Raw genomic sequence first — 23,442 nt, 5'->3', positions numbered from 1 at the left:
GCACCCTTTCTCCGTCCTCGTTTCCTTCCCGCTTCCTTTTCCTCGGACTTCCGGTAGCGCCGCGTGCGAATCAGACATTCCTTCCTTTGCGTCTCCGTGCTGGTGGTCGGCAGCCAGAGCCATGCGACGGAATTCAATTCGTCGTTCCTCGACATCGACGGCACGAACAATGTCGACCTGTCGCAGTTCTCCCAGGCCGACTTCACGCTGCCGGGCGAATACATGCTCGACGTGCAGGTCAACGACCTGTTCTACGGGTTGCAGGCGATCCAGTTCATCGCGCTCGATGCGTCCGGCGCCGGCAAGCCGTGCCTGCCGCCGGAACTCGTCGCGCAGTTCGGACTGAAGCCGTCGCTCGCGAAGGACCTGCCGCGCTTCCAGGGCGGCCGTTGCGTCGATCTCGGCGCGATCGAGGGAGCAACCGTGCGCTACCTGAAGAGCGACGGACGCCTCAAGATCACGATTCCGCAGGCCGCGCTCGAGTTCACCGATTCGACCTATCTGCCGCCGGAGCGCTGGTCCGAGGGGATTCCTGGCGCGATGCTCGACTATCGCGTGATCGCGAACACGAACCGCAGCTTCGGTGCCGGCGGCGCGCAGACGAATTCGATCCAGGCCTACGGCACAATCGGCGCGAACTGGGATGCATGGCGTTTTCGCGGCGACTACCAGGCGCAGTCGAACGTGGGCAACACGGCGTACGCGGACCGCACGTTCCGCTTCAGCCGGCTTTACGCATTTCGCGCGCTGCCGTCGATCCAGTCGACGGTGACGTTCGGCGACGACTACCTGAGCTCGGACATTTTCGACACGTTCGCGCTGACCGGCGCGTCGATCCGCAGCGACGACCGCATGCTGCCACCTTCGCTGCGCGGCTATGCGCCGCTGATCTCGGGTGTCGCGCGCACCAATGCGACCGTGACCGTGTCGCAGGCGGGGCGCGTGCTGTACGTGACGCGCGTGTCGCCGGGCGCGTTCGCGCTGCAGAACATCAACACGAGCGTGCAGGGCACGCTCGACGTCGCGGTCGAGGAAGAGGACGGCAGCGTGCAGCGCTTCCAGGTGACGACGGCCGCCGTGCCGTTCCTCGCGCGCACCGGACAACTGCGCTACAAGGCCGCCGTCGGCAAGCCGCGGCAGTTCGGCGGCGCAGGCATCACGCCGTTTTTCGGCTTCGGCGAAATCGCATACGGCCTGCCGCTCGACGTCACGGTGTACGGCGGCTTCATCGCGGCATCGGGCTATACGTCGATCGCGCTCGGCGTCGGCCGCGATTTCGGCACGTTCGGTGCGGTATCGGCCGACGTCACGCATGCGCGCGCGCGGCTGTGGTGGAACGGCGCGACACGCAACGGCAACTCGTACCGCATCAACTATTCGAAGCACTTCGACGGGCTCGACGCGGACGTGCGCTTCTTCGGCTATCGCTTTTCCGAACGCGAGTACACCAACTTCGCGCAGTTCTCCGGCGACCCGACCGCGTACGGCCTCGCGAACAGCAAGCAGCGCTACTCGGCGACGATGTCGAAGCGCTTCGGCGACACGTCGACCTATTTCTCGTACGACCAGACGACCTACTGGGCGCGCTCGTCCGAGCAGCGCGTGGGCCTCACGCTGACGCGCGCGTTCTCGATCGGCGCGCTGCGCAACCTGAACGTCAGCGTGTCGGCGTTCCGCACGCAGAGCGCGGGCGCGAGCGGCAATCAGTTTTCGGTGACGGCGACGCTGCCGATCGGTGGCCGCCACACCGTCACGTCGAACCTGACGACGGGCAGCGGCAGCACGAGCGTGAACGCGGGTTACATCTACGACGACCCGGACGGTCGCACCTACCAGGTCAACGCGGGCGCGACCGACGGCCGCGCGGCGGCGAACGCGAGCTTCCGCCAGCGCACGTCGACGTATCAGCTGACCGCGCAGGCGTCGACGCTCGCCAACGCGTATGCGGCCGCGTCGCTCGAAGTCGACGGCTCGTTCGTCGCGACCCAATATGGCGTGTCCGCGCACGCGAACGGCAACGCCGGCGATACGCGCCTCCTGGTCTCGACCGACGGCGTACCCGACGTGCCGCTGTCCGGCACGCTCACGCATACCGACTCGCGCGGCTATGCGGTGCTCGACGGGATCTCGCCGTACAACGTGTACGACGCGACCGTCAACGTCGAGAAGCTTCCGCTCGAAGTGCAGGTGTCGAACCCGATCCAGCGCATGGTGCTGACCGACGGCGCGATCGGCTTTGCGAAGTTCAACGTCGCGCGCGGCAGCAACCTGTACCTGACGCTGACCGACGCGGCCGGCAAGCCGCTGCCGTTCGGCGCGTCGGTGCAGGACGCGGCGAACGGCAAGGAGCTCGGCATCGTCGGCGAGGGCGGTGCGGCGTTCCTGACGCAGGTTCAGCCGAAATCCGCGCTCGCGGTGCGCGCGGGCGAGCGCACGCTGTGCACGGTGGACGCACTGCCCAATCAGCTTCAACTCGAAGGCACGCCGATTCCGGTGACGTGCCAGACGCCCGGCGAGTCGCATGCAGCGGCCGCACGGGCCGAACGATGATTTCACGGATCCAGCGATGAACCCAGCTTTCTCTCTTTCCTTCCTGCGACGCGCGTCGTGCATGCTGGCCGCGGCCGGCGCGCTGGCGGCCGGTGTCGTGCACGCGGCGATCGTGCCGGACCGCACACGCGTGATCTTCAACGAAGGCGAACAGGCCGCGATCGTCACCATCACGAACAAGAGCACGACGTATCCGTATCTCGTGCAGTCGTGGCTGGAGGACGCGAAGGGCAACAAGATCACGTCGCCGCTGATGGTCGTGCCGCCGCTGCAGCGCGTCGAGGCGAACGAGCGCAACGTGCTGCGGATCGCCAGGCTGCCGGGCGCCGCGCTGCCGGCCGATCGCGAATCGGTCTTCTACCTGAACATCCGCGAAGTGCCGCCGAAGTCCGATACGCCGAACACGCTGCAGATCGCGCTGCATACGCAGATGAAGCTGTTCTACCGGCCGAAGGCCGTGCAGCCGGCGCGCGACGAGGACTGGACACTGCCGATGACGCTGCGCGTCGACGCGGGGGCGCACAGGCTCGTGTTCGACAACCCGACGCCGTACCACGTGACGGTGATCGAGGTGACGGCGGGCGCGCAGAAGACGCCGGTGCCGATCGAGCCGGTGATGGTGAGCCCGATGAGCACGGCCGACGTGCCGTTCAAGGCGGCGACGCCGTCGACGCTGTTCGTCACGCACATCGACGATTACGGCGGCCAGGTGGCGGTCGAGTATGCGTGCGACGCGGGTGCGTGCAAGAGCGTGAAGAAATGAGCGGCATGCGACGAAACAGGATCGAGTCGAGAATGCGGGCGTGGCTCAGGTGGTGTGTGATCGGGCTGTTCTTTGCGTTGGCGCAGCCGGCGTGGGCTGTGCGCTGCATCGCAAACAACGGCGGTGTGTCGCTGACGGAAGCGATCGGCAATGTTGCGTCGTATCCGACCGATGCACCGGATGGGTACGTGATCTGGGTGTCGCCGCCGCGCACGACGACGGGATACTGCTACAAGGATCTCGGCGGCAGGGAGAAGACGTACGGTGAATGGATCTATTTCTATGCGAACCCTGAAAAGCAGACCCCGGCTGCGTGGGGTCTCGAAATCGGCATTCGCTATCTTGGTGAAGATTACTTCGGCCGCAGCAGTCAGCCCGGCGATGGCGTACAGACGAAAACCTATGTGGAGGAATGCAAGCTGAGCGACGCGGAGGTCAAGGCAGGGCGTTGCGAAAAGTTTCCGCTGAGCATCACCTATCAGATCGTGGTGCGCAAGCGCGGCAACTGGTCGCAGCCGCCATCCGACATCTATGCGGTGTTCCAGTTCGACGGCAGGGGCGGTCTGAACTACATCAATCCGAGCTTTCGCTACAAGCTGAGCGGCCTGCAGAAACTGAAACCGACGCCTTGTCTCGTCGATGTGAAGGTCACGCCTGAACCCGGCATCGTGAAGTTCGGCCAGGTTCAGGCCACGGGCAACGGCTTCTTGCCAGCGGTGCCGCGCAAGTCGTTCAGTCTCGCGCTGACCAAGCAATGCAACGTGGCGGTGCGCGTGGACGGCTACTTCGAGACATCGCAGACGGTGCAGAACGGGCTGCTCGTGCCGGACCCGAAGAGCAATTTCGGCATCGGCATCGAGGACAGAAACGGCAAGGCGATTGCGTTCAACCAACAGTTCGTGCTCGCCCAGATGCCGGGAAGTGTGAACTACCAGAGCGTGACGCTTGATGCCGTTCTGAAGGCGTTCGGACCGCCGAAGATCGGTCCGTTCAACGGCACGGCGACGATCCGGTTGTTTATCTACTGACGCGATCGGCGCGAGCGCGGCTCGACGCACGGCACCCACATCATGAAAAACGCCGGCATGCCGGCGTTTTTTTTCAGACTCGCGGCGCGCAGCTCGAAGCGTTCGGCGACACATTTCGTGGTGTGCAATGCGCTTCGGCGGCGGCCGGAGCATTCCGGTGGTGTCTTCGCCGAGATCCTGTCGTTCGGCCTGTCCAGTTCGCCAAAACACGGAATCCGCCAATTGATCAGACAAATCCAGATAATCGGAAGGGATATTCGGTAATCGGATTGAGAATGATTTGCGTTTACGTTAAATTGCGCTATCTCGAAATCTGACGGAGCAGATCGATGGCTATGGCGGAAGTGCTCGAACGACCGGCAGCGGCAACGGCGAACCCGTTCCTCGGCAGTTATCCGGACCGGCCGTCGCGCCCCGCGCCGCGTGCGCGCCGCACCGCCGAGCCGCATGCGCAGGGCGCGCTGCTCGACGTGCTGATTTCCCATCGCGCGATGCTCGTCAACGTCGCGCGCGGCTTCGTCGGTTGTGCGAGCCGCGCCGAGGACGTCGTGCACGATGTATTCGTGAAGCTCGTCGAATTCCCGAACCAGGACGCGGTGCGCCAGCCGGTCGCGTACGTGACGCGGATGGTGCGCAACGCATCGATCGACGCGTGCCGCCGGCAGAGCCTCGAGAACGTCTATCACACGGAAGAGGACGACGGCTTCGACGTGCCGTCGCCGGAACCGACGCCCGAAGCCGCGCTGATGACGCGCGACACGCTGCGCCGCGTGTGGGCCGCGCTCGACGACCTGCCGGCGCGCAGCCGCGCGGCGTTCGAGATGGTACGGCTGCGCGAGGAGACGCTGCAGACCGCGGCGCGCGCGCTGAACGTGTCGCAAACGCTCGTGCATTTCATGGTGCGCGACGCGGAGCGGCACTGCGCGGAATGCCTCGACGCATGCCATCGCGGCGACGCGTGCCCGGCGTTCCTCGGCGGCCGCGCGCGGCGGCGGTAAAAAAACGCGCCGGCCAATCGTCTTCAAGACAGGAGCGGCCGATCCGACGATTCGCCGCTTCGCCTCCCTCAACCGCCTCCCGCTTTTTTCGATCATGACGCAAGCCACGACGCCTTCCGCCGACACCGACGACCTCGTCTACACGGTCGTCATCAACGACGAAGAACAGTATTCGATCTGGCCGACGTTCCGGCCCGTGCCGGCCGGCTGGCGCGAGGTCGGCGTGCGCGGCCCGAAGGCCGACTGCCTCGCGCACATCGAGACCGTCTGGGCCGACATGCGCCCCGCGAGCCTGCGCCGCGCGATGGACGGCGATCGCGCGACGCGCGCGTCGTGACCCGCTGCGCCGCGTGCGCGGCGCGCCACCTGAAGAGGACGTTGCATGACCTTGCTTTCGTTGCCGACGCTCGACGACCTGCGTATCGAGCCGGGGCTGCCCACCGTCGTGTCGCCGCGCGGCGCCGACGGCATGTCGATCGACGAGATCGCGCCGCTCGCGCATGCGATCGCGGCCGACACGCTCGAACGGGCGGGCGGTGTGCTGTTCACGGGCTTTCACGTGCCGTCGATCGATGCGTTCCAGCAGTTCGCGGCGTCGTTCGGCGATCCGCTGATCGGCTACGAATACGCGTCGACGCCGCGCAGCCAGGTCGAAGGCGCCGTCTACACGTCGACCGAATACCCGCCGCATCGCGCGATTCCGCTGCACAACGAGCAGTCGTACACGCGCGAGTGGCCGCTGCGGATCTGGTTCCATTGCGCGCTCGCGGCGCCGACGGGCGGTGCGACGCCGATCGCGGACAGCCGCGCCGTCTATCGCGCGCTCGATCCGGCGCTGGTCGCGCGCTTCGAGCAGCGCGAGCTGCTGTACGTGCGCAATTTCGGCCAGGGGCTCGACCTGCCTTGGCAGCAGTCGTTCGGCACGGACGAGCCGGCCGAGGTCGAGCGGATGTGCGCGGCGCGCGGAATCGAATGCGCATGGCGCACCGATGACGACGGCGAACTGCTGTTGCGCACGCGCGAACGCTGCCAGGCCGTCGCGCGCCATCCGCGCACCGGCGAGCGCGTGTGGTTCAACCAGGCGAACCTGTTTCACCTGTCCGCGCTCGACGACGACATGCAGGAAGCGCTCGTCGACGCGGTCGGGCTCGAGAACGTGCCGCGCAACGTGTATTACGGCGACGGCGCGCCGCTCGAGGCCGACGCGCTCGCGGAAATCCGCGACGTGCTCGATCGCCGGCGCATCGTGTTCCCGTGGCGGACGGGCGACGTGCTGATGCTCGACAACATGCTGACCGCGCACGCACGCGACCCGTTCGACGGGCCGCGCAAGGTGGTCGTCGCGATGGCGCAAAGTTACACGGTCCCGCGCGCGGCCGAACGGAGGACCGATGACGCGTAGTCCCGCCGCGCTCGCCGCGCGCGGATTGACGGTGGGTTATCGCGACCATGTCGTGATCGACGGGCTGGACCTGTCGATCGCGGCCGGCCGCGTGACGGCGCTGTGCGGTCCGAACGGCTGCGGCAAGAGCACGCTGCTGCGCACGCTCGCGGGCCTGCAGCCCGCGCGTGCGGGCCACATCGACGTGAACGGCAGGCCGCTCGCGTCGTTCCGCCGTCGCGCGCTCGCGCGCGAGCTGACGATGCTCGCGCAGTTCAACCAGATTCCGTCGGGGCTGACCGTGCGCGAGCTGGTCGCGTACGGCCGCTACGCGTATGGCGGTTTCCTGCGCGGGCTGTCGCGCGCCGACCATGCGGCGATCGACGAGGCGCTCGTCACGAGCGGCCTCGCCCGCGACGCCGAGCGTGACGTCGGCGCGCTGTCGGGCGGCGAGCGGCAACGCGCGTGGATCGCGATGGCGCTCGCGCAGCAGGCGCCGATCGTGCTGCTCGACGAGCCGACGACCTATCTCGACATCCATCACCAGCTCGACATCCTCGACGCGCTGCGCGCGCTGAACCACGCGCGCGGGCTGACGATCGTGTGGGTCCTGCACGACCTCAACCAGGCGGCCGCATACAGCGACGACATCGTGCTGATGCGCGCCGGCCGCCTCGTCGCGCAGGGCTCGCCCGACGCGATGCTGGAACCGGCGCGGCTGCGCGCGGCGTTCGGCGTCGACATGCTGAAGCTCGCGCATCCGCAAACGGGCGCGCCGATGTGCGTGCCGGCCTACGGACCGCCGGCATCCGGCACGGCGGGCGCGTTCGATCGTGCTGTTCAACGGGATATCGCCGTATGACGACGTTCGCGATGCGCAAGCGGCTCGCGGCGAGCGGGCAGGGCGCGGCATCCGGCCGCCGTGCCGGCGCGCTCGCGTTCGGCCTCGTCGCGTTGATCGCGGCGCTGGCCGTGCTGCGCGTTGCACCGGACCTGCGCGTGTGGTGGAACGCGGTACCGGGCAGCGACGCGGCCGCGCTCGCGGGCGTGTTCCTGTTCGACCTCAACCTGCCGCGTGTCGCGGCCGCGCTCGTCGCGGGCGGCTGCCTCGGCATCGCGGGCGCGTTGTTTCAGTCGCTCACGCGCAACCCGCTCGCGTCGCCCGACCTGCTCGGCGTGACGGGCGGCGCCCAGCTCGGCCTGCTCGCGGCGATGCTGGTGCCGGCGCTCGCCGGTGTCGCGTCGGTGCCGCTGCTGTTCGTGTGCGGGCTGATCGCCGCCGCGTGCGCGATCGTCGCGGCGGGCGGCTGGCGCGCGACACCGCTGCGGCTCGTGCTCGCGGGCAGCGTCTGCATGCTGCTGTTCGCGGCGCTGTCGACGCTCGTGCTCGCGTTTTTCGAGCAGAACATCGCGGGCGCGGCGCTGTGGACCAACGGCAGTCTCTATCAACCCGGCGCGACCGGGCTCGCGCTCGCCATGCGCTGGCTCGTCGCGCCGCTGCTGGCGCTGCCGTTCGTGATCCGGCCGCTGAATCCGCTCGCGCTCGGCGACGAGGCGGCGGCCGCGGCCGGCGTGCGCGTCGACGCGGCGCGGCTCGCCGCGACGATCGTCGCGGTCGCGTTCACGAGCGTGGCCGTCAGCATCGCCGGCCCGCTGTCGTACGTCGGGCTCGTCGCGCCGAATCTGCTGCGCCAGGTGCGCGGCGCACGCGCGGCCCGGCTCGGCGTGCTGGCGCCGCTGTCGGCGCTCGCGGGCGGCGCGCTCGTGCTCGTCACCGACAGCGCGGTGCTCGCGTCGGGCCTCGACGCGACGCTGTCGACCGGCGTCGCGATCGCGCTCGTCGGCACGCCGCTGATGCTCGCGATGATCCGGCGCGGCGCCGCATGGTCGGGCGTGCTGCACGCACAAGCCGAACGCGCGGCCGGCAGCGGGTCGACGCGGATGGTCGCCTGGCTCGAGCGGCTCGGCTGGCCGCTGCGCGCCGCGCTGTTCGTCGCGGCCGGCGGGGTCGTCGTGTGCGTCGGCGTGTCGGCCGGTCCCGAATGGCTGTCGCCGGCACGCTGGTCCGCCGCGCTGGCGGGTCACGATGCCGTCGCGCGGATGCTGATCGACCTGCGCCTGCCGCGGCTGCTGTGCGCGCTTCTCGCGGGTGCGTTGCTGGCCGCGAGCGGGGTCGCGATGCAGAGCGTCGTGCGCAACCCGCTCGCGGGGCCCGAAGTGCTCGGCGTCACGCAGGGCGCGGGGCTCGTCACGCTGTTCGCGCTGTCGACGTGGCCGCTGATGGGGCACGTGACGCTCGCCGTGGCCGCGTTGACCGGCGGTGCGGTGTCGCTCGCGATCACGCTCGTGCTGAATCACCGGCATCGTTACGCACCGCTCGCGGTCGCGCTGACCGGCATCGTGATCGGCGCGTTGTGGACCACGCTCGCGCAATGGCTGATCACGCAGGAAAGCGTGCAGCCCGCGCGCTTCGTCGTGTGGCTCGTCGGCGGCACCTATGGCCGCGGGTGGGGCGAGGTGTCGATGCTGCTGCCGTGGTGCGTGCTCGCCGTCCCCGTATTCGCATGGCTCGCGCGGCCGCTCGACATGCTCGCGCTCGGCGACGACCAGGCGGCCGCGCTTGGCCTGCCGGTCGCCGCGTTGCGGCCCCTCGCGCTGACGGTCGCGACGCTCGCCGCGTGCGCGGCCGTCGCTGCGGTCGGGCCGGTCGGCTTCATCGGGCTGATGGCGCCGCACGTCGCGACGATGCTCGGCGCGCGCCGGCACCGCACGCGGCTGTGGCTTGCGGCCGCATGCGGCGCGTTGATCCTCGGGTGCGCCGACCTGGCCGCCCGCATGGTCGTCGCGCCGCGCGAAGTGCCCGCCGGCGTGCTGACCGCGCTGATCGGCGCGCCGTATCTGCTCGGGCTGCTGATCCTCGAGGGGCGCCGCGCCCGGCGCGCGGGGCGATGACGCCGGCGCTCGACGGCGCACGCGCCACGTGCTTTTCCGCGTTCGCGCCCGAACCGTTCGCGGAGCATCTCGACGCGGCGTGGCTCGGGATGCCCGACGACGCGCATGCGCCGGGCCGGATCGTCGTGCCCGTCGGCGCGCTGCCCGATCATCGCGATGCGCTGCTCGACGCGATGGTCCGTCACTACGGCGGCGATCCGGCGCAGCACGCGCGCGCGCTGATGTCGCAATGGAGCAAGTACTACTTCGGCCGCGCGGCGCCTGCCGGCGTGGTCGCCGCGCTGACGCTGGGCCGGCCGCTCGACATGGCGCCGGAGCGCACGTTCGTCGCGCTCGACGACGGGATGCCGGCCGCGCTGTATTTCGCGCCGGACGCGCTCGGCGCGCCGTGCGTCGCGCCCGCGCCGCGCTACGCGGGGCTCGTCGCGCATCTCGGCGCGGTGATCGATCTGCTCGCGGCGATGGGCCGCGTCACGCCGCGCGTGCTGTGGAGCAACGCGGGCAACCTGCTCGACTATCTGCTCGACACGTACCGTTCGCTGCCATGCGCGGCCGATCCCGCTCGCGATGCCGACTGGCTGTTCGGCGCGTCCTGCGTCGACGGCGAGCCGAATCCGCTGCGCCTGCCGGTGCGCGACGCCGTGCCGCGCTCGCCGCTGCTGCCGACGCCGTTTCGCGCGCGCCGCGTGTGCTGCCTGCGCTATGAAATTCCTGGAGAAACGCAACTGTGTGGAAGCTGCCCGCTGCTATTGACGATGGACGACGCGGCGCTGGCCGAGCAGGACGCGATCCGGTGACGCCGGCGCCGCATGCCGGCCGTCGCCATGCGCTCGGCGCACTGGCCGCGCTCGGCGCCGCATGCTGCGGCGCGCTGGCCGCGCCGGCCGCCGCCGCGGTCGCGAACGACGCACGCGGCGGGCAGGGCGGCATGTCTTCTCAACCGGGCCGCTCGCTCGCCGGCAACCCCGTCGTATCGCAGGCGAGCGCGACGATGCCCGTGCGGCCGCAACGCGTGGTCGCGCTCGATTTCATGTTCGCCGAAAGCGTGATCGCGCTCGACATCGTGCCGGTCGGCATGGCCGATACCGCGTTCTATCCGGGTTGGCTCGGCTACGAGAGCGACCGGCTCGCGCACGTGACCGACATCGGCTCGCGTCAGGAGCCGGGGCTCGAGGCGATCGCCGCGGTGAAGCCCGACCTCATCATCGGCGTCGGCTTCCGGCATGCGCCGATCTTCGCCGCGCTCGACCGGATCGCGCCGACGATCCTGTTCCAGTTCAGCCCGAACGTGTCGGAAGACGGCGTGCCCGTCACGCAGCTCGACTGGATGCGCCAGATCTTCCGGACGATCGGCACCGTGACCGGGCGCGATGCGCGCGCGAAGGCGGTCGAAGCACAGCTCGACGCGGGGATCGCGCGCAACGCATTGCGGCTCAGGGCGGCGGGACGCGGCGGCGAACGCATCGCACTGCTGCAGGATCTCGGGTTGCCCGATCGCTACTGGGCGTATACCGGCAACAGCACGTCGGCGGGCCTCGCGCGCGCGCTCGGACTCGACCCGTGGCCGAAGAAGCCGACGCGGGAAGGCACGCTTTACGTGACGTCCGCCGATCTGCTCCGGCAACGCGATCTCGCCGTGCTGTTCGTCACCGCGACGGGGATGGACGTGCCGCTGTCGTCGAAACTCGATTCGCCGGTGTGGCGTTTCGTGCCTGCGCTGCGTGAACGCAGGATCGCGCTCGTCGAACGGAACATCTGGGGGTTCGGCGGCCCGATGTCGGCGCTGAAGCTGGCCGACGTGATGACCAATACGCTGCTGAAGCTGCCGGCCGTGCGCTGAACGCGCGGCTTGTCGTTCGCGGGCAGGGCAGCGCGTGAACGAAAGTCGCGCAGGCATTCGCTTGTCGCGGCATCCCGACGGCGGCAAGCATAGTCCAGTACACCGAACGATAATTCCTTTCGCCTTTTCCGATTTCTTTCGATCCGCCGAGCCGAGCACCAGCCGCCTGCGCGCGCGGCAATTGCGGCACGCAGGAAGCCGGTGCTCACGCATGCTTACGCGCTGAGCGCATCGGCGCCATCCCGTGCGCGCGACCGCGCGGGCGTCGTGTCGCTGACGATCTGTCCGTTGTCGAGCTTCAGCAGGCGGTCGGCGAGATCGAAATAGCGATCGTCGTGCGTGATCACGATCACGGCCTTGCCGCGCGCGCGCAGTTCGGGCAGCAGCTGCTCGTAGAACACCGCCTTGAACGACGGATCCTGGTCCGCCGCCCATTCGTCGAACAGGTAGAACGGCCTGTCTTCCAGATACGCGACGACGAGCGCGAGCCGCTTGCGCTGCCCGGTCGACAGCGCGCGGTTCGAGAACGCGCCGTCGACGACCTTCACCTTGTGATCGAGCGCGAGCTTTGCGACCAGCGCGTTCGCGCGCGCATCGGCCTGCGCACGCGCCGGATCGTCGGGATCGACGATGCCGAGCAGCGCGTCGAACAGGTGGAAGTCGTTGAACACCGCGCTGAAGCGCTGCCGGTACGCGGCGCGCTCGCGCCAGCCGATCGTCCGGCCGTCGACCTCGATCGCGCCTTCCTCCGGCTCGTAGAGCCCCGTCAGGACCTTCGCGAGCGTCGTCTTGCCGCTGCCGTTGCCGCCGACGATGAACACGAGCTCACCCGGCCGGATCGTCAGGTCGATCGGCCCGATCCGGAACATCCGTTCGTCGCGCTCGTGGAAATACGCGTGCGTGACGCCGCGCAGCGTGACGGCGCCGGCCGGCGGCACGTCGGGGGCGTCGCTGGCGGGCGGCACCGTGCGCAGCGCGCCGAATTCGGCCATCACGCTCTCGATGCGCCCGAGCGACACGCGCGCCGCATTGACGGTCGGCAGGTTGTTCAGCAGGCCGTCGAGCGGCACCAGCATGAACAGGAACACGACGACGTAGCCGGCCGCCGTGCCCGCATCGGCATGCACGCCGAGCTGCGGCCAGAACGCGGCCGCGCCGAGGAACACGTAGAACAGGAAGATGATCCAGCCGACGCCGACCGCATACGCGCTGAACGCGCGGCGGCGATGGTCGCGCACCTCGCCGATCGCCGCGCCGAGTTGGCCGTCGACGAACTGGCGCGCGCGCGCGTCGTGCAGCTTCAGTTCCTTCGCGCCGGAGAACAGCGAGCCGAGATAGCCGAACAGGCGATCCTGCGCCTGGCCGGCCGCCTCGAGCGACGCGATCGCGCGGCGGTCGCCGGTGTGATAGCCGAGCGAGCCCGCGACGATCGCGGTCAGCGCGAGCAGGCACACGGGCCACGACAGCCACGCGAGATAGCCGAGGCAGCCGAACACGATCGAGCCGTGCATCACCAGGTTCGGCAGCGCGAAGAACAGCATCGACACGTTGGTCGCGTCGTCGGTCAGCACCGACTGCACGGGCGCCGCGCCGATCCGCTCGATGTCGCGCAGCTCGGCCGCGCCGACGCGCCGCGCGAGATGCACGCGCAGCCGCGCCATCGTGTCCTGCGACAGCCGGGCGAACAGCGTGCCCGACACGATGCGCGTGACGAGCGCGATCACCGCGCACAGCGCGAAACGCCACGCGAGTGACGCGTCGGCCGCGCCGGGCGTCGCGAGCGCACGGTTCAGCGTCGCGACGAGCAGCACGCTCGCGACGCCGTTGAGCACGCAGGCGACGAGCGCCAGCGCGAGCGACGCGCGGCTTTCGCGCAGCAGCGCGAGGATCAGGCGGGCCGCGGGGCGGCCGGGGGAGGCGTCGAGGGACGGCGGGGGAGCGGGCTCGTGGGCGGCGGTCATCGGCAACGTCGGTAAATGAAGGGCAGGCAAATGTGCGGAAACGGCGAGATTGATGCGAAAGCAGCACACCGGACGGGCCCGGTCGCGGCTTTCCTCCCTGATAGACGAACGGGCCGCGCAAATATTTAGCGGTGCCTTCAAAAAATGCATCCGTTCTGGCTTTGCGCGCAAAACGGTAAAAAATCGGCCGCGCCGTTCGTCACACCAGTGAAGCCGCCCCATGCGGCCCCGAGACTTGGCCGAAGCGGCCGGACCGAAGGACTTCACGCACATGACGAGTTTCCCGACTGCGCTGCATCACCGAATTCGCGAACTGGCGCGCCGCGCGCCCGACGCGCCCGCGCTCGCCGCGCCTTTCCAGAACGACCTGCGCCTGTCGCGCGGCGCGCTCGATGCGCGTGCGTCGCACCTTGCACGCCAGTTGCGCGCGGCCGGTGTCGGCGCGGAAGTGCGGGTGGGCGTCTGCGTCGAACGCTCGTGCGAGCTGTTCGTCGCGCTGCTTGCCGTGCTGAAGGCGGGCGGCGTATTCGTGCCGCTCGACCCGCGTCATCCGGCCGCGCGTCTGGACTGGATCGTCCGCGATGCGCAACTGCGCCACGGGATCGTCGACGCGGCCGGCCGCGCGGCGCTCGGCGCGCCGTTCGAATACGCGTTCGACGCGATGTCCGCGGATGCGGCGGCCGCCGCCTTCGTCGACGACGAGGACGTGCCGGTGCATCCGCGCTCGGCGGCCTACATGATCTATACGTCGGGCTCGACCGGTACGCCGAAGGCGGTGGTCGTCGAGCACGGGCCGCTCGCCGCGCATTGCGACGCGCTCGCGGCCGCGCTGCCGATCGAGGGCGGCGACCGCCTGCTGCATTTCGCGTCGGTCAATTTCGATGCCGCGCACGAATGCTGGCTCGCGCCGCTCGCCGTCGGCGCGAGCGTGACGATTGCTCCGCCGCAGCCGTTCGCGCCGGACGCCGCCCATGCGCTGATGGTGAGTGAGTCCATCGGCGTCGCCGCGTTTCCGCCCGCGTATCTGCGCGAATTCGCGGCCGTCGCCGCGCGCGACGGCGTGCCGCCGGCATTGCGCGTGCTCGCGTTCGGCGGCGAGGCGCTGCCGCAACAGGCGTTCGAATTCGTGCGCCGCACGTTCCCGTCGGTTCGCCTGATCAACGGCTACGGGCCGACCGAGGCCGTGATCTCCCCGATGCTGTGGCCGGTCGAGCCGGGCGAAATGCCGGTGCTGGCCGATGACGATGCGTATGCGTCGCTGCCGATCGGTCGCGCGATCGGCCCGCGCGTCGCGCGCATCGATGGCGGCGAGTTCGGCGAACCGGGCGAGGGCGGCGAGCTGCTGCTCGGCGGCGTATGTCTCGCGCGCGGCTATCACGGCCGCCCGGCGCTGACGGCCGAACGCTTCGTTCCCGATGCGCACGGCGAACCGGGTGCGCGCGTGTACCGCACCGGCGACCTCGCACGTCTGCGTGCCGACGGCGCGTTCGATTATCTCGGCCGTCTCGACGACCAGGTCCAGGTGCGCGGCGTGCGTGTGGAGCCCGCGGAAATCGCCGCGTGCCTGCGCGCGCATCCGGCGGTGGCCGACGCGGCCGTGATCGCCGAAACCGGCAACGGGCCGACGCGGCTGATCGCGTGCGTCGCGCTGCGCGCGACCGCCGACGATGCCGCGCTGAAGGCGCACGTGGGCGCGCAGTTGCCCGCCGCGTGGCAGCCGCACCGGTTCGTGCGCTGCGACGCGCTGCCGTACACGCTGAACGGCAAGATCGACCGTGCCGCGCTACGCGAGCGCATCGCCACCGCCCGCGACACCGAACGGCCCGCGGGCGACGCCCCGCGCACGCCGACCGAGCAGCAGATCGCCGGTCTCTGGCAAACGCTGCTCGGCCGCGACGCAACGCCGTCGCGCGACGCTCGCTTCTTCGCGCTGGGCGCCGATTCGCTCGCCGCGATGCAACTGCAGGCCGCGATCCGCGCCGCGTTGCGCGTGAACCTGCGGCTCGACACGCTGTTCGCCGATCCGGCGCTGGCGGAGCTGGCCGCGCACGTCGATCGCGCGGAACGCGAAACGGGCGCGCCGCTGACCGCGATTGCCGCGCGCCGCGCGCCGGCCGATGCCGCCGCATCGGGCGCCCCGTACGTCGATCGCGCCGCATCGCTCGCACAGCAGCGCTTCTGGGTGCTCGCGCAAACGCGCGACGCCAGCGCCGCGTACCACATCGCCGCGCACTGGACGATCGACGGCGTGCTCGACCGCGCCGCATTGCAGCGCGCGCTCGATCACGTGATCGAGCGGCACGACGCATGGCGCACGACCCTCGTCGACAACGACGACGGCATCGTGATGCAGCGCATCCATGCCCGCTTGCCGGTCACGATCGCGACGCTCGACTTGCGCGGCCAGCCGCCGGCCGCGCGCGACGCGCAAGCTGCGCGCCTCGCCGAGCGGGACGCCGGCACGCCGTTCGATCTGTCGAACGGGCCGCTGCTGCGCGCGACGCTCGTCGCGCTCGCCGACGACCGCCACCGGCTGCTGCTGACCGCCCACCATGCGATCACCGACGGCTGGAGCTCGCGCTGCGCATTCGACGAGCTGTCGGCCGCGTACCGCGCGTATGCGCAAGGCCGCGAACCGTCGTTGCCGGCACTGCCGATCCAGTACGCCGACTACGCGGACTGGCAGCGCGACATGCTCGCCGGCGGCGAAGGCGAGCGTCAGCTCGACTACTGGCGCGGCGCGTTGCGCGACGTGCCGGGCCCGCTCGCGCTGCCGGTCGACCGCCAGCCGGGCGCGACGCGCACGCTGCAGGGCGCACGCGTGTCGGTCCGCCTGCCCGACGCGGTCGCTGCCGACGTCCGGCGTCTCGCTCGCGACGCGCAGGCCACGGTCTTCACGGTGCTGCTGGCGGCGCTCGACGCATGGCTGTCGCGCGTGACCGGCGAGACCGACGTGGTCGTCGCGGTGCCGGTCGCGCATCGCCAGCGCCCGGAAACGCGCGCGCTGCTCGGGCTGTTCCTGAATACGGTCGCGCTGCGCGTGCGGGTGGCGCCGACGCTGCCGTTCCGCGCGCTGGTCGACGCGGCACGCGCGGCGGCGCTCGATGCGGTCGCGCACCAGGACGTGCCGTTCGAGCGCGTCGTCGATGCGGTGAAGCCGCCCGTCAAGCGCGGCGACGAATGGCTGCGCGTGAAATTCGCGCAGCAGTTCGATGCGCGGCACGACAGCGTGCTGCCGGGCGCGACCGCGGTTGCGACGCCGGGGCCCGATCTCGCCGCGCGCTTCGACTTCGCGCTGGATTTCACCGACGACGCGCACGGCATCGACCTGGTCGCCGCCTATGCAACCGACTGCATCGATGCCGACACCGCGCGCGCGTGGCTCGACAGCTATGCGGCGCTCGTCGCGTCCGCCGCGCATGAACCGCACCGCACGACGGCCGCGCTGCCGTGCGATGCGTCGCCGGTGTCGCGCCAGCCGCGCGACGGCCGTGCGCTGAACGTCGAACACGCCGACGTCGTCGCCGCCTTCGCGCGGCAGGCTGCCGCGTATCCGCATCGCGTCGCGCTCGCCGATGCGTCGGCGTCGCTGACGTTCGCCGAACTCGACGATGCGTCGAACCGCATCGCGCATGCGCTGACGCTGCGCGGCGCGACGGCCGAAGCCCCCGTCATCGTCTGCATCGAGCGTTCCGTCCGCTTCGTCGTCGGTCTGCTCGGCGCACTGAAGGCCGGCGCGCTGGCCGTGCTGCTCGACCCGGCCCAGCCGGCTGCACGCGTCGCAGCCGCGGCCGCCGATTGCGGTGCACGCTGGGCGCTCGTCGCGCAGGGGCGGGATGTCGCCGCGTGGCCGGCTGGCAACGACGCGCAGCCGCTCGATGTCGACGCGCTCGCACAGGACGCGACGCTCGCGCATGCGGCCGGCGTACGCGTCGCGCCGCATCCCGGGCAGGGCGCCTATCTGATCTATACGTCGGGTTCGACCGGCACGCCGAAGGGCGTCGTCGTGTCGCACGGCGCACTGGCCGACTACGTGCAGGGGATGCTCGACGAACTCGCGTTCGCACCGGACGCGTCGTTCGCGATGGTGTCGACCGTCGCCGCCGACCTCGGCCACACGACGCTGTTCGGCGCGCTGTGCGCGGGCCGCACGCTGCACCTGCTGCCGGCCGCGTGCGCGTTCGATCCGGACCTGTTCGCACACGAGATGCGCCGCCGCGACGTCGGCGTGCTGAAGATCGTGCCGAGCCACCTGCAGGCGCTGCTCGATGCGCGCGTGCCGGCCGACGTGCTGCCGCGCCACGCGCTCGTGACCGGCGGCGAAACGCTGACGTGGGCGCTCGTCGCGCGCCTGGCCGCGCTCGCGCCGGCTTGCCGCGTGATCAACCATTACGGGCCGACCGAAGCGACCGTCGGCGCGATCGCGTGCGACACCGCGTCGATCGGCGCCGAAGCGCGCGATCCCGCAAGCGGCGTGCCGCTGGGCCTGCCGCTGCCGAATGCGCGCGCGCTGGTGCTCGACGCGTTCGGCGCGTGCGTGCCGGCCGGTGCGACGGGCGAGCTGTATCTGGGCGGGCCGGGCGTGGCGCGCGGCTACCTGAACCGACCGGCGCAGACCGCCGAGCGCTTCGTGCCCGATCCGTTCACGCCCGGTGCGCGCCTGTATCGCACCGGCGACCGCGTGCGCCTGCGCGCGGACGGCCGTCTCGCGTTCCTCGGCCGCATCGACGATCAGGTGAAGATTCGCGGTTATCGCGTGGAGCCGGGCGAGGTGAGCGCGGCGGTACGCGCGGCCGGTCCGATCGCGCAGGCCGAGACGCTCGCGATCGAGCACGACGCCCGCCTGCGGCTCGCGACGTTCGTCGTGATGCGCGACGGCGCGGCATTCGACGAGCCCGCCCTGCGCGCGGCACTCGGCGCGACGCTGCCCGATTACATGGTGCCCGCGCAGTTCGTCGCGCTCGCGCGCCTGCCGGTGACGGCGAACGGCAAGATCGATCGCGCGGCACTGCGCGAACTGGCCGCCGCGCCGGTGGCGGTTGCCGCCGGCGACGCGCCGCAGGGCCCGGTCGAAACGGCGCTCGCCGAAGTCTGGCAGGCGGTGCTGAAGGCGCCGCACGTCGGCCGCGACGATAACTTCTTCGAGCTCGGCGGCGATTCGATTCTGGTGCTGCAGGTGATCGCACGCGCCCGCAAACGCGGCGTGCGCTTCACGCCGAAGCAGTTGTTCGACGGCCCGACGGTCGCCGAACTCGCGCGCATCGCGAAAACCGGGGACGTTGCCGCCGCACCGTCGGCATCGACATCGGCGCCGGCTCGGGCCGCAACGGCTGCCGCAGCGGCGATCCTGACGCCGGCACAGCAACGCTTCTTCGCGCTCGGCGTACCGCATCCGGGCCACTGGAACCAGTCGGTCGCCTTCGACGTGCGCGGCCCGTTCGACGCCGATGCGTTCGCACGTGCATTCGACGCGCTGCTGACGCATCACGACGCGTTCCGCCAGCGCTTCGCACGCGGCGCGGACGGCCACTGGCACGCGAGCGATGCGGCGAAACCGTACGACGCGCTTCCGTTCGTCGAGGTCTCCGCGCGCGACGAAGCCGACGCGCTGGCGCGCTTCGACGCCTTGCAGCGCCGCCTCGATCTCGGCCGCGGGCCGCTCGCATGCGCATGTGCGGCGCGGCTGCCGGACGGCGCGACGCGGCTGTATCTGGCGATTCATCACGCGATCGTCGACGGCGTGTCGTGGCGCATCCTGCTCGACGACCTGGACGCCGCGTATCGCGCCGCATGCGAGCGCACGCCGGTTCGCCTGTCCCAGCCGGGCTTGCGTGCGGATGCCTGGGCCGCGCGCCTCTCGCGTGCCGCGACGGATCCGGCATCGCCGTTCGCCGCCGAAACGGCTTACTGGGCCGGCATGGCGGAGGGCGACGATCTCGTGCCGGATCATCCCGACGCACCGGCGACGAACGCCGACGCGGCCGTCGTCGTGCAGACGATCGACGCGGCGTTGACCCGCGCCGCGCTGACCGACGCGCACGCCGCGTATCGCACGCAGACGATCGAACTGCTGGGCGCGGCGCTCGCGCTGGCGCTGGCCGGCGCCAGCGGCGCTGCGTCGTGCCGCGTCGAACTCGAGGGGCATGGCCGCGAGGCGCTGTTCGACGACGCGGACGCGAGCCGCACGATCGGCTGGCTGACGAGCCACTATCCGGTCACGCTGCCCGTCGAAGCCACCGCGCGCGACACGCTGTGCGCCGTCAAGGACACGCTGCGCGCGGTGCCGCACAAGGGGCTCGGCTTCGGCGTGCTCGCGCACTACGGCGACGCGGCGACGCGTGCGGCGCTGGCCGCCGTGCCGCGTCCGCGCGTCACGTTCAACTATCTCGGCCAGTTCGACGCACCGCGCGACGCGACGCTCGTGCCGCGCTTCGGCGGCACCGGTATCGAGCGCGACCCGCAAGGGCCGCTCGGCAACACGCTCGCGATTCACGCCTACCTCGATACCGACCGAGACGGCGCACGCACGCTGAAAGTTCACTGGGTCTACGGTGCGCCGCAGTTCGCGCGCGCGACGATCGATGCATTCGCGGATCGCTTTGCCGCCGCGCTGCGCGAACTCGCCGACGCATGCGCAGCGCGTGTCGCGCATCGCGGCGGCGGTGCGACGCCGGGCGATTTTCCGCTCGCCCGGGCCGCCGGCCTCACGCAGGCCGCGATCGAGCGCGCGCCGCTCGACTGGCGCACGATCGACGACGTGTATCCGCTGTCGCCGATGCAGCAGGGGATCCTGTTCCATGCGCTGTTCGCGCCGGGTCATGCAAGCTACGTGAACCAGCTCGTCGCGACCGCGACGGCGCTCGATGCCGACCGGCTCGCGGCCGCGTTCGCCGCGTCCATCGCACGCCACGACATCCTGCGCACCAGCGTGATGCCCGACGAGGCCGCACCGCTGCAATGCGTGCATCGCCATGCGCGGATGCCGGTCGAACAGCTCGACTGGCGCATGCGCGGCGACACGCTGGACACCGATTTCGACGCGTGGCTCGCGGCCGACCGCGCCCGCGGCTTCGACTGGCGCGAGCCGCCGCTGATGCGGCTCACGTTGATCCGCGTGACGGACGACGCGTGGCGCGTCGTGTGGACGCGCCATCACGTGCTGCTCGACGGATGGAGCACGGCGCGCCTGCTTGCCGACGTGCTGCGCGACTATCGCGCCCCCGACGCGGTGTCGCCGTTCGCGAGCCGCCCGGCGCTGCGCTATCGCGACTTCATCGCGTGGCTCGGCACGCGCGACCGCGAGGCCGACGAGCGCTTCTGGACCGGGCGCCTCGCGCGTCTCGACGCACCGACGCTGATCGCCGAGCGCGTGGCCGACCGCGCGGATGCGCAGATGGTCACGTGGCGCGCGACGATCGACGCGGCTGCGACGACGCGTGTCGCGCAAACGGCGCGTGCGCTGAAGCTGACCGTCAACACGCTGGTGCAGGGCGCCTGGGCGCTCGCGCTGCAACGCATGACGCATCAGCCGGCCGTCGCGTTCGGCGCGACCGTCGCAGGCCGTCCCGATGCGCTCGCGGACGTCGACACGGTGCTCGGTCTCTTCATCAACACGCTGCCCGTCATCACGGCACCCGCGCCGCACCAACGCGCGGCCGACTGGCTGCAGGCGCTGCAGCGCGAAAACGCGGCCGCGGCCGAGCATGCGCACACGCCGCTCGCCGACATCCAGCGCTGGGCACGCGGCGCCGGCGGCGCACTGTTCGACACGCTGGTCGTGTTCGAGAACTATCCCGTCGACGACACGGCGCGCGACGCCGATCCGCGCGCGCTCGCACTGAGCGGCGTGCGCAGCATCGAGTCGACCGACTTCGCGCTGACGCTCGTGATCGAGAGCGGCGCCGAACTGACGATCGACTACGGCTACGACACCGCGCGCGTGGATACGCACCAGGTCGAACGCTGGCACCGCGCGTTCGCGTGCGCGCTCGATGCGCTGGCCCGCTCGCCGGACGCGCTGCTCGGCACGCTGTCGATCGCCGACGACGCGACGCGCGACGCACTGGCGCGCGCGCAGGACACCGCGCGGACGTGGCCGGACGCGCAACGCCAACCGCTGCATCTGCAATTCGCGGCCGCCGCGCGGGCGACGCCCGACGCGATCGCGCTCGAATACGCGGATCCCGACGGTGACGTGCAGCGCGCGACCTATCGCGAGCTCGACCTGAACACGACGCGCGTCGCCGCCGCATTGCGCCGGCGCGGCGTGCGGCCCGACACGCCGGTTGCGCTGTGCGTCGAGCGTTCGTTCGACATGGTGACGGCGCTCGTCGGCGTGCTGAAGGCCGGCGCCGCGTACCTGCCGGTCGATCCCGACTATCCGGCCGAGCGCATCGCGTACCTGCTGCGCGACGCGCGGCCCGCGGTCGCGATCACGCAGGCGCATCTGCGCGAGCAGGTCGAGGCCGCGCTCGGCGACGACGCGACGACCCAACTGCTGACGGTGACCGATCTGCTCGCGGACGAGGCGGGCGAAATGGACGCCGCCGCCGCCGACTGTGCAACCGACATCGACGATGCACAGCTCGCCTACCTGATCTATACGTCCGGCTCGACCGGCAAGCCGAAGGGCGCCGGCAACTCGCACGGCGCGCTCGCGAACCGCATCGCGTGGATGCAGCACGCGTACCGGCTGACGCGCGACGACGTCGTGCTGCACAAGACGCCGTTCGGCTTCGACGTGTCGGTGTGGGAATTCGTGTGGCCGCTCGCGACCGGCGCGAAGCTCGCGATCGCCGCGCCCGGCGACCACCGCGATCCGGCCCGCCTCGCGGCGGCGATCCATGCGCACGGCGTGACGGTGCTGCACTTCGTGCCGTCGATGCTGGCCGCGTTCGCCGCGTATCTCGACGACTTTTCGGCCGCCGCGCAATGCGACAGCGTGCGCCTGATCGTCGCGAGCGGCGAGGCGCTCGCGCCCGAACTCGTCGCGAAGGTCGCGCGCCTCGTGCCGAACGCGACGCTCGTGAACCTGTACGGGCCGACGGAAGCCGCCATCGACGTGTCGCACTGGACCTGCGGCCCCGACGACGCCGGCGCCGTCGCGGTGCCGATCGGCCATCCGATCGCGAACCTGCAGCTGCACGTGCTCGATGCGGCCTGGCAGCCCGTGCCGGCCGGCGCGACCGGCGAACTGTATCTGGCGGGCGCGGGCCTCGCGCGCGGCTATCTCGGCCGCCCGGGGCTGACGGCCGAGCGTTTCGTGCCCGATCCGTTCGTGCCGGGCGCCCGGATGTATCGCACCGGCGACCTCGCACGGCGTCGCGCCGATGGCGCGCTCGATTACCTCGGCCGCGTCGATACGCAGGTGAAGCTGCGCGGCCAGCGGATCGAGCCGGGCGAGATCGAGGCGCTGCTGCGCGCGGCGCCCGGCGTGCACGACGCGGTCGTGATCGTGCGCGACGCGCAGCTGATCGGCTATGTCGCACGTGGCGACGCGGGGCCGCTCGACCGTGCCGCCTTGCTGGATTCGCTGCGCGCACAGTTGCCGGCCTACATGGTGCCGTCGCAGCTGATCGAACTCGACGCGCTGCCGGTCACGCCGAACGGCAAGTGCGACCGCCATGCGCTGCCCGCGCCGGTGCGCGAAGCGGCCGCGGCCGTCGAACTCGCGACCGACACGCAGCGCGCGCTCGCGGCGATCTGGCAGCGCGTGCTGCACGTGGACGCGATCGGCCGCGACGACGATTTCTTCCAGCTCGGCGGCCACTCGCTGCTCGCGACGCAAGCGCATGCGCAGGCGAACCTGCACTGGGGCCTCGCGCTGCCGCTGCGCACGCTGTTCGACACCCGCACGCTCGCGCGCTGCGCGGACGCGATCGACGCGGCCTGCGCGGCACGCGGCGAGACCGACGCGGCGAGCGCGATCGATGCGCTGCTCGGCGAACTGGAAACCCAATAAGGACGACG

Annotated in this window: 13 protein-coding genes; 12 read left to right on the top strand and 1 reads right to left on the bottom strand. The window is 70.9% G+C overall.

Going from position 1 to position 23,442, the window contains the following annotated elements; genetic code table 11:
- The first annotated feature begins 96 nt into the window (after window positions 1-96).
- From WS45_RS19865 to WS45_RS19820, 11 genes are all read left to right on the top strand, one after another.
- Window positions 97-2,550, top strand: coding sequence for a fimbria/pilus outer membrane usher protein (locus tag WS45_RS19865; protein ID WP_059701245.1), 2,454 nt, complete (start codon window positions 97-99; stop codon window positions 2,548-2,550).
- Between the two features lie 16 nt (window positions 2,551-2,566).
- Window positions 2,567-3,313, top strand: coding sequence for a fimbrial biogenesis chaperone (locus WS45_RS19860; protein ID WP_059691836.1), 747 nt, complete (start codon window positions 2,567-2,569; stop codon window positions 3,311-3,313).
- Window positions 3,310-4,341, top strand: a complete 1,032-nt coding sequence (locus WS45_RS19855) for a fimbrial protein (RefSeq protein WP_059524434.1) — start codon at window positions 3,310-3,312, stop codon at window positions 4,339-4,341. Before WS45_RS19860 ends, WS45_RS19855 begins: the two co-directional genes overlap by 4 nt.
- A gap of 42 nt (window positions 4,342-4,383) precedes the next feature.
- Window positions 4,384-4,605 carry a hypothetical protein gene (locus WS45_RS35150; protein WP_156437239.1) on the top strand — a complete coding sequence of 74 codons (222 nt, stop codon included), beginning with the start codon at window positions 4,384-4,386 and terminating at the stop codon, window positions 4,603-4,605.
- 65 nt (window positions 4,606-4,670) lie between these two features.
- A complete protein-coding gene (locus tag WS45_RS19850) occupies window positions 4,671-5,339 on the top strand; it encodes an RNA polymerase factor sigma-70 (protein ID WP_059701243.1) in 669 nt (222 codons plus the stop codon).
- Window positions 5,340-5,433: 94 nt separating this feature from the next.
- Window positions 5,434-5,676, top strand: a complete 243-nt coding sequence (locus WS45_RS19845) for an MbtH family protein (RefSeq protein WP_059701241.1) — start codon at window positions 5,434-5,436, stop codon at window positions 5,674-5,676.
- A 45-nt stretch (window positions 5,677-5,721) separates the two neighbouring features.
- Window positions 5,722-6,741, top strand: coding sequence for a TauD/TfdA family dioxygenase (locus WS45_RS19840; RefSeq protein ID WP_059701239.1), 1,020 nt, complete (start codon window positions 5,722-5,724; stop codon window positions 6,739-6,741).
- The gene (locus WS45_RS19835; protein ID WP_059524424.1) at window positions 6,731-7,582 is read left to right on the top strand and encodes an ABC transporter ATP-binding protein; all 852 of its coding nucleotides are present in this window, start codon (window positions 6,731-6,733) and stop codon (window positions 7,580-7,582) included. Before WS45_RS19840 ends, WS45_RS19835 begins: the two co-directional genes overlap by 11 nt.
- Window positions 7,579-9,672, top strand: coding sequence for a Fe(3+)-hydroxamate ABC transporter permease FhuB (gene fhuB / locus WS45_RS19830; protein ID WP_059701237.1), 2,094 nt, complete (start codon window positions 7,579-7,581; stop codon window positions 9,670-9,672). Before WS45_RS19835 ends, fhuB begins: the two co-directional genes overlap by 4 nt.
- Window positions 9,669-10,469 carry a siderophore-iron reductase FhuF gene (fhuF, locus tag WS45_RS19825; RefSeq protein ID WP_059701235.1) on the top strand — a complete coding sequence of 267 codons (801 nt, stop codon included), beginning with the start codon at window positions 9,669-9,671 and terminating at the stop codon, window positions 10,467-10,469. Before fhuB ends, fhuF begins: the two co-directional genes overlap by 4 nt.
- The gene (locus WS45_RS19820) at window positions 10,466-11,512 is read left to right on the top strand and encodes an ABC transporter substrate-binding protein (protein WP_059701233.1); all 1,047 of its coding nucleotides are present in this window, start codon (window positions 10,466-10,468) and stop codon (window positions 11,510-11,512) included. The genes fhuF and WS45_RS19820 overlap by 4 nt, the downstream gene beginning before the upstream one ends.
- Before the next feature lie 215 nt (window positions 11,513-11,727).
- Here the strand turns inward: WS45_RS19820 and WS45_RS19815 are convergent, their stop codons facing one another.
- Entirely contained in the window at window positions 11,728-13,473 is a 1,746-nt protein-coding gene (locus tag WS45_RS19815) for a cyclic peptide export ABC transporter (protein ID WP_059701230.1), read from the bottom strand.
- A gap of 271 nt (window positions 13,474-13,744) precedes the next feature.
- On the opposite strand from WS45_RS19815, the gene WS45_RS19810 reads away from it, so the two are divergent.
- Window positions 13,745-23,434 carry a non-ribosomal peptide synthetase gene (locus WS45_RS19810; protein ID WP_059701507.1) on the top strand — a complete coding sequence of 3,230 codons (9,690 nt, stop codon included), beginning with the start codon at window positions 13,745-13,747 and terminating at the stop codon, window positions 23,432-23,434.
- Window positions 23,435-23,442 lie beyond the last annotated feature (8 nt).

Origin of the sequence: Burkholderia sp. RF2-non_BP3 (assembly GCF_001522185.1) — a bacterium.
Taxonomy (GTDB): Bacteria; Pseudomonadota; Gammaproteobacteria; order Burkholderiales; family Burkholderiaceae; genus Burkholderia; species Burkholderia diffusa.
This window is presented reverse-complemented; position numbering and strand designations above follow the sequence as displayed.

Coding starts and splice junctions, on each gene's coding strand:
- WS45_RS19850 (WP_059701243.1), top strand. CDS start 4,671: ATGGCTATGGCGGAAGTGCTCGAACGACCGGCAGCGGCAACGGCGAAC.
- WS45_RS19835 (WP_059524424.1), top strand. CDS start 6,731: ATGACGCGTAGTCCCGCCGCGCTCGCCGCGCGCGGATTGACGGTGGGT.
- WS45_RS35150 (WP_156437239.1), top strand. CDS start 4,384: ATGAAAAACGCCGGCATGCCGGCGTTTTTTTTCAGACTCGCGGCGCGC.
- WS45_RS19810 (WP_059701507.1), top strand. CDS start 13,745: ATGACGAGTTTCCCGACTGCGCTGCATCACCGAATTCGCGAACTGGCG.
- WS45_RS19855 (WP_059524434.1), top strand. CDS start 3,310: ATGAGCGGCATGCGACGAAACAGGATCGAGTCGAGAATGCGGGCGTGG.
- WS45_RS19840 (WP_059701239.1), top strand. CDS start 5,722: ATGACCTTGCTTTCGTTGCCGACGCTCGACGACCTGCGTATCGAGCCG.
- fhuF (WP_059701235.1), top strand. CDS start 9,669: ATGACGCCGGCGCTCGACGGCGCACGCGCCACGTGCTTTTCCGCGTTC.
- fhuB (WP_059701237.1), top strand. CDS start 7,579: ATGACGACGTTCGCGATGCGCAAGCGGCTCGCGGCGAGCGGGCAGGGC.
- WS45_RS19860 (WP_059691836.1), top strand. CDS start 2,567: ATGAACCCAGCTTTCTCTCTTTCCTTCCTGCGACGCGCGTCGTGCATG.
- WS45_RS19845 (WP_059701241.1), top strand. CDS start 5,434: ATGACGCAAGCCACGACGCCTTCCGCCGACACCGACGACCTCGTCTAC.
- WS45_RS19815 (WP_059701230.1), bottom strand. CDS start 13,473: ATGACCGCCGCCCACGAGCCCGCTCCCCCGCCGTCCCTCGACGCCTCC.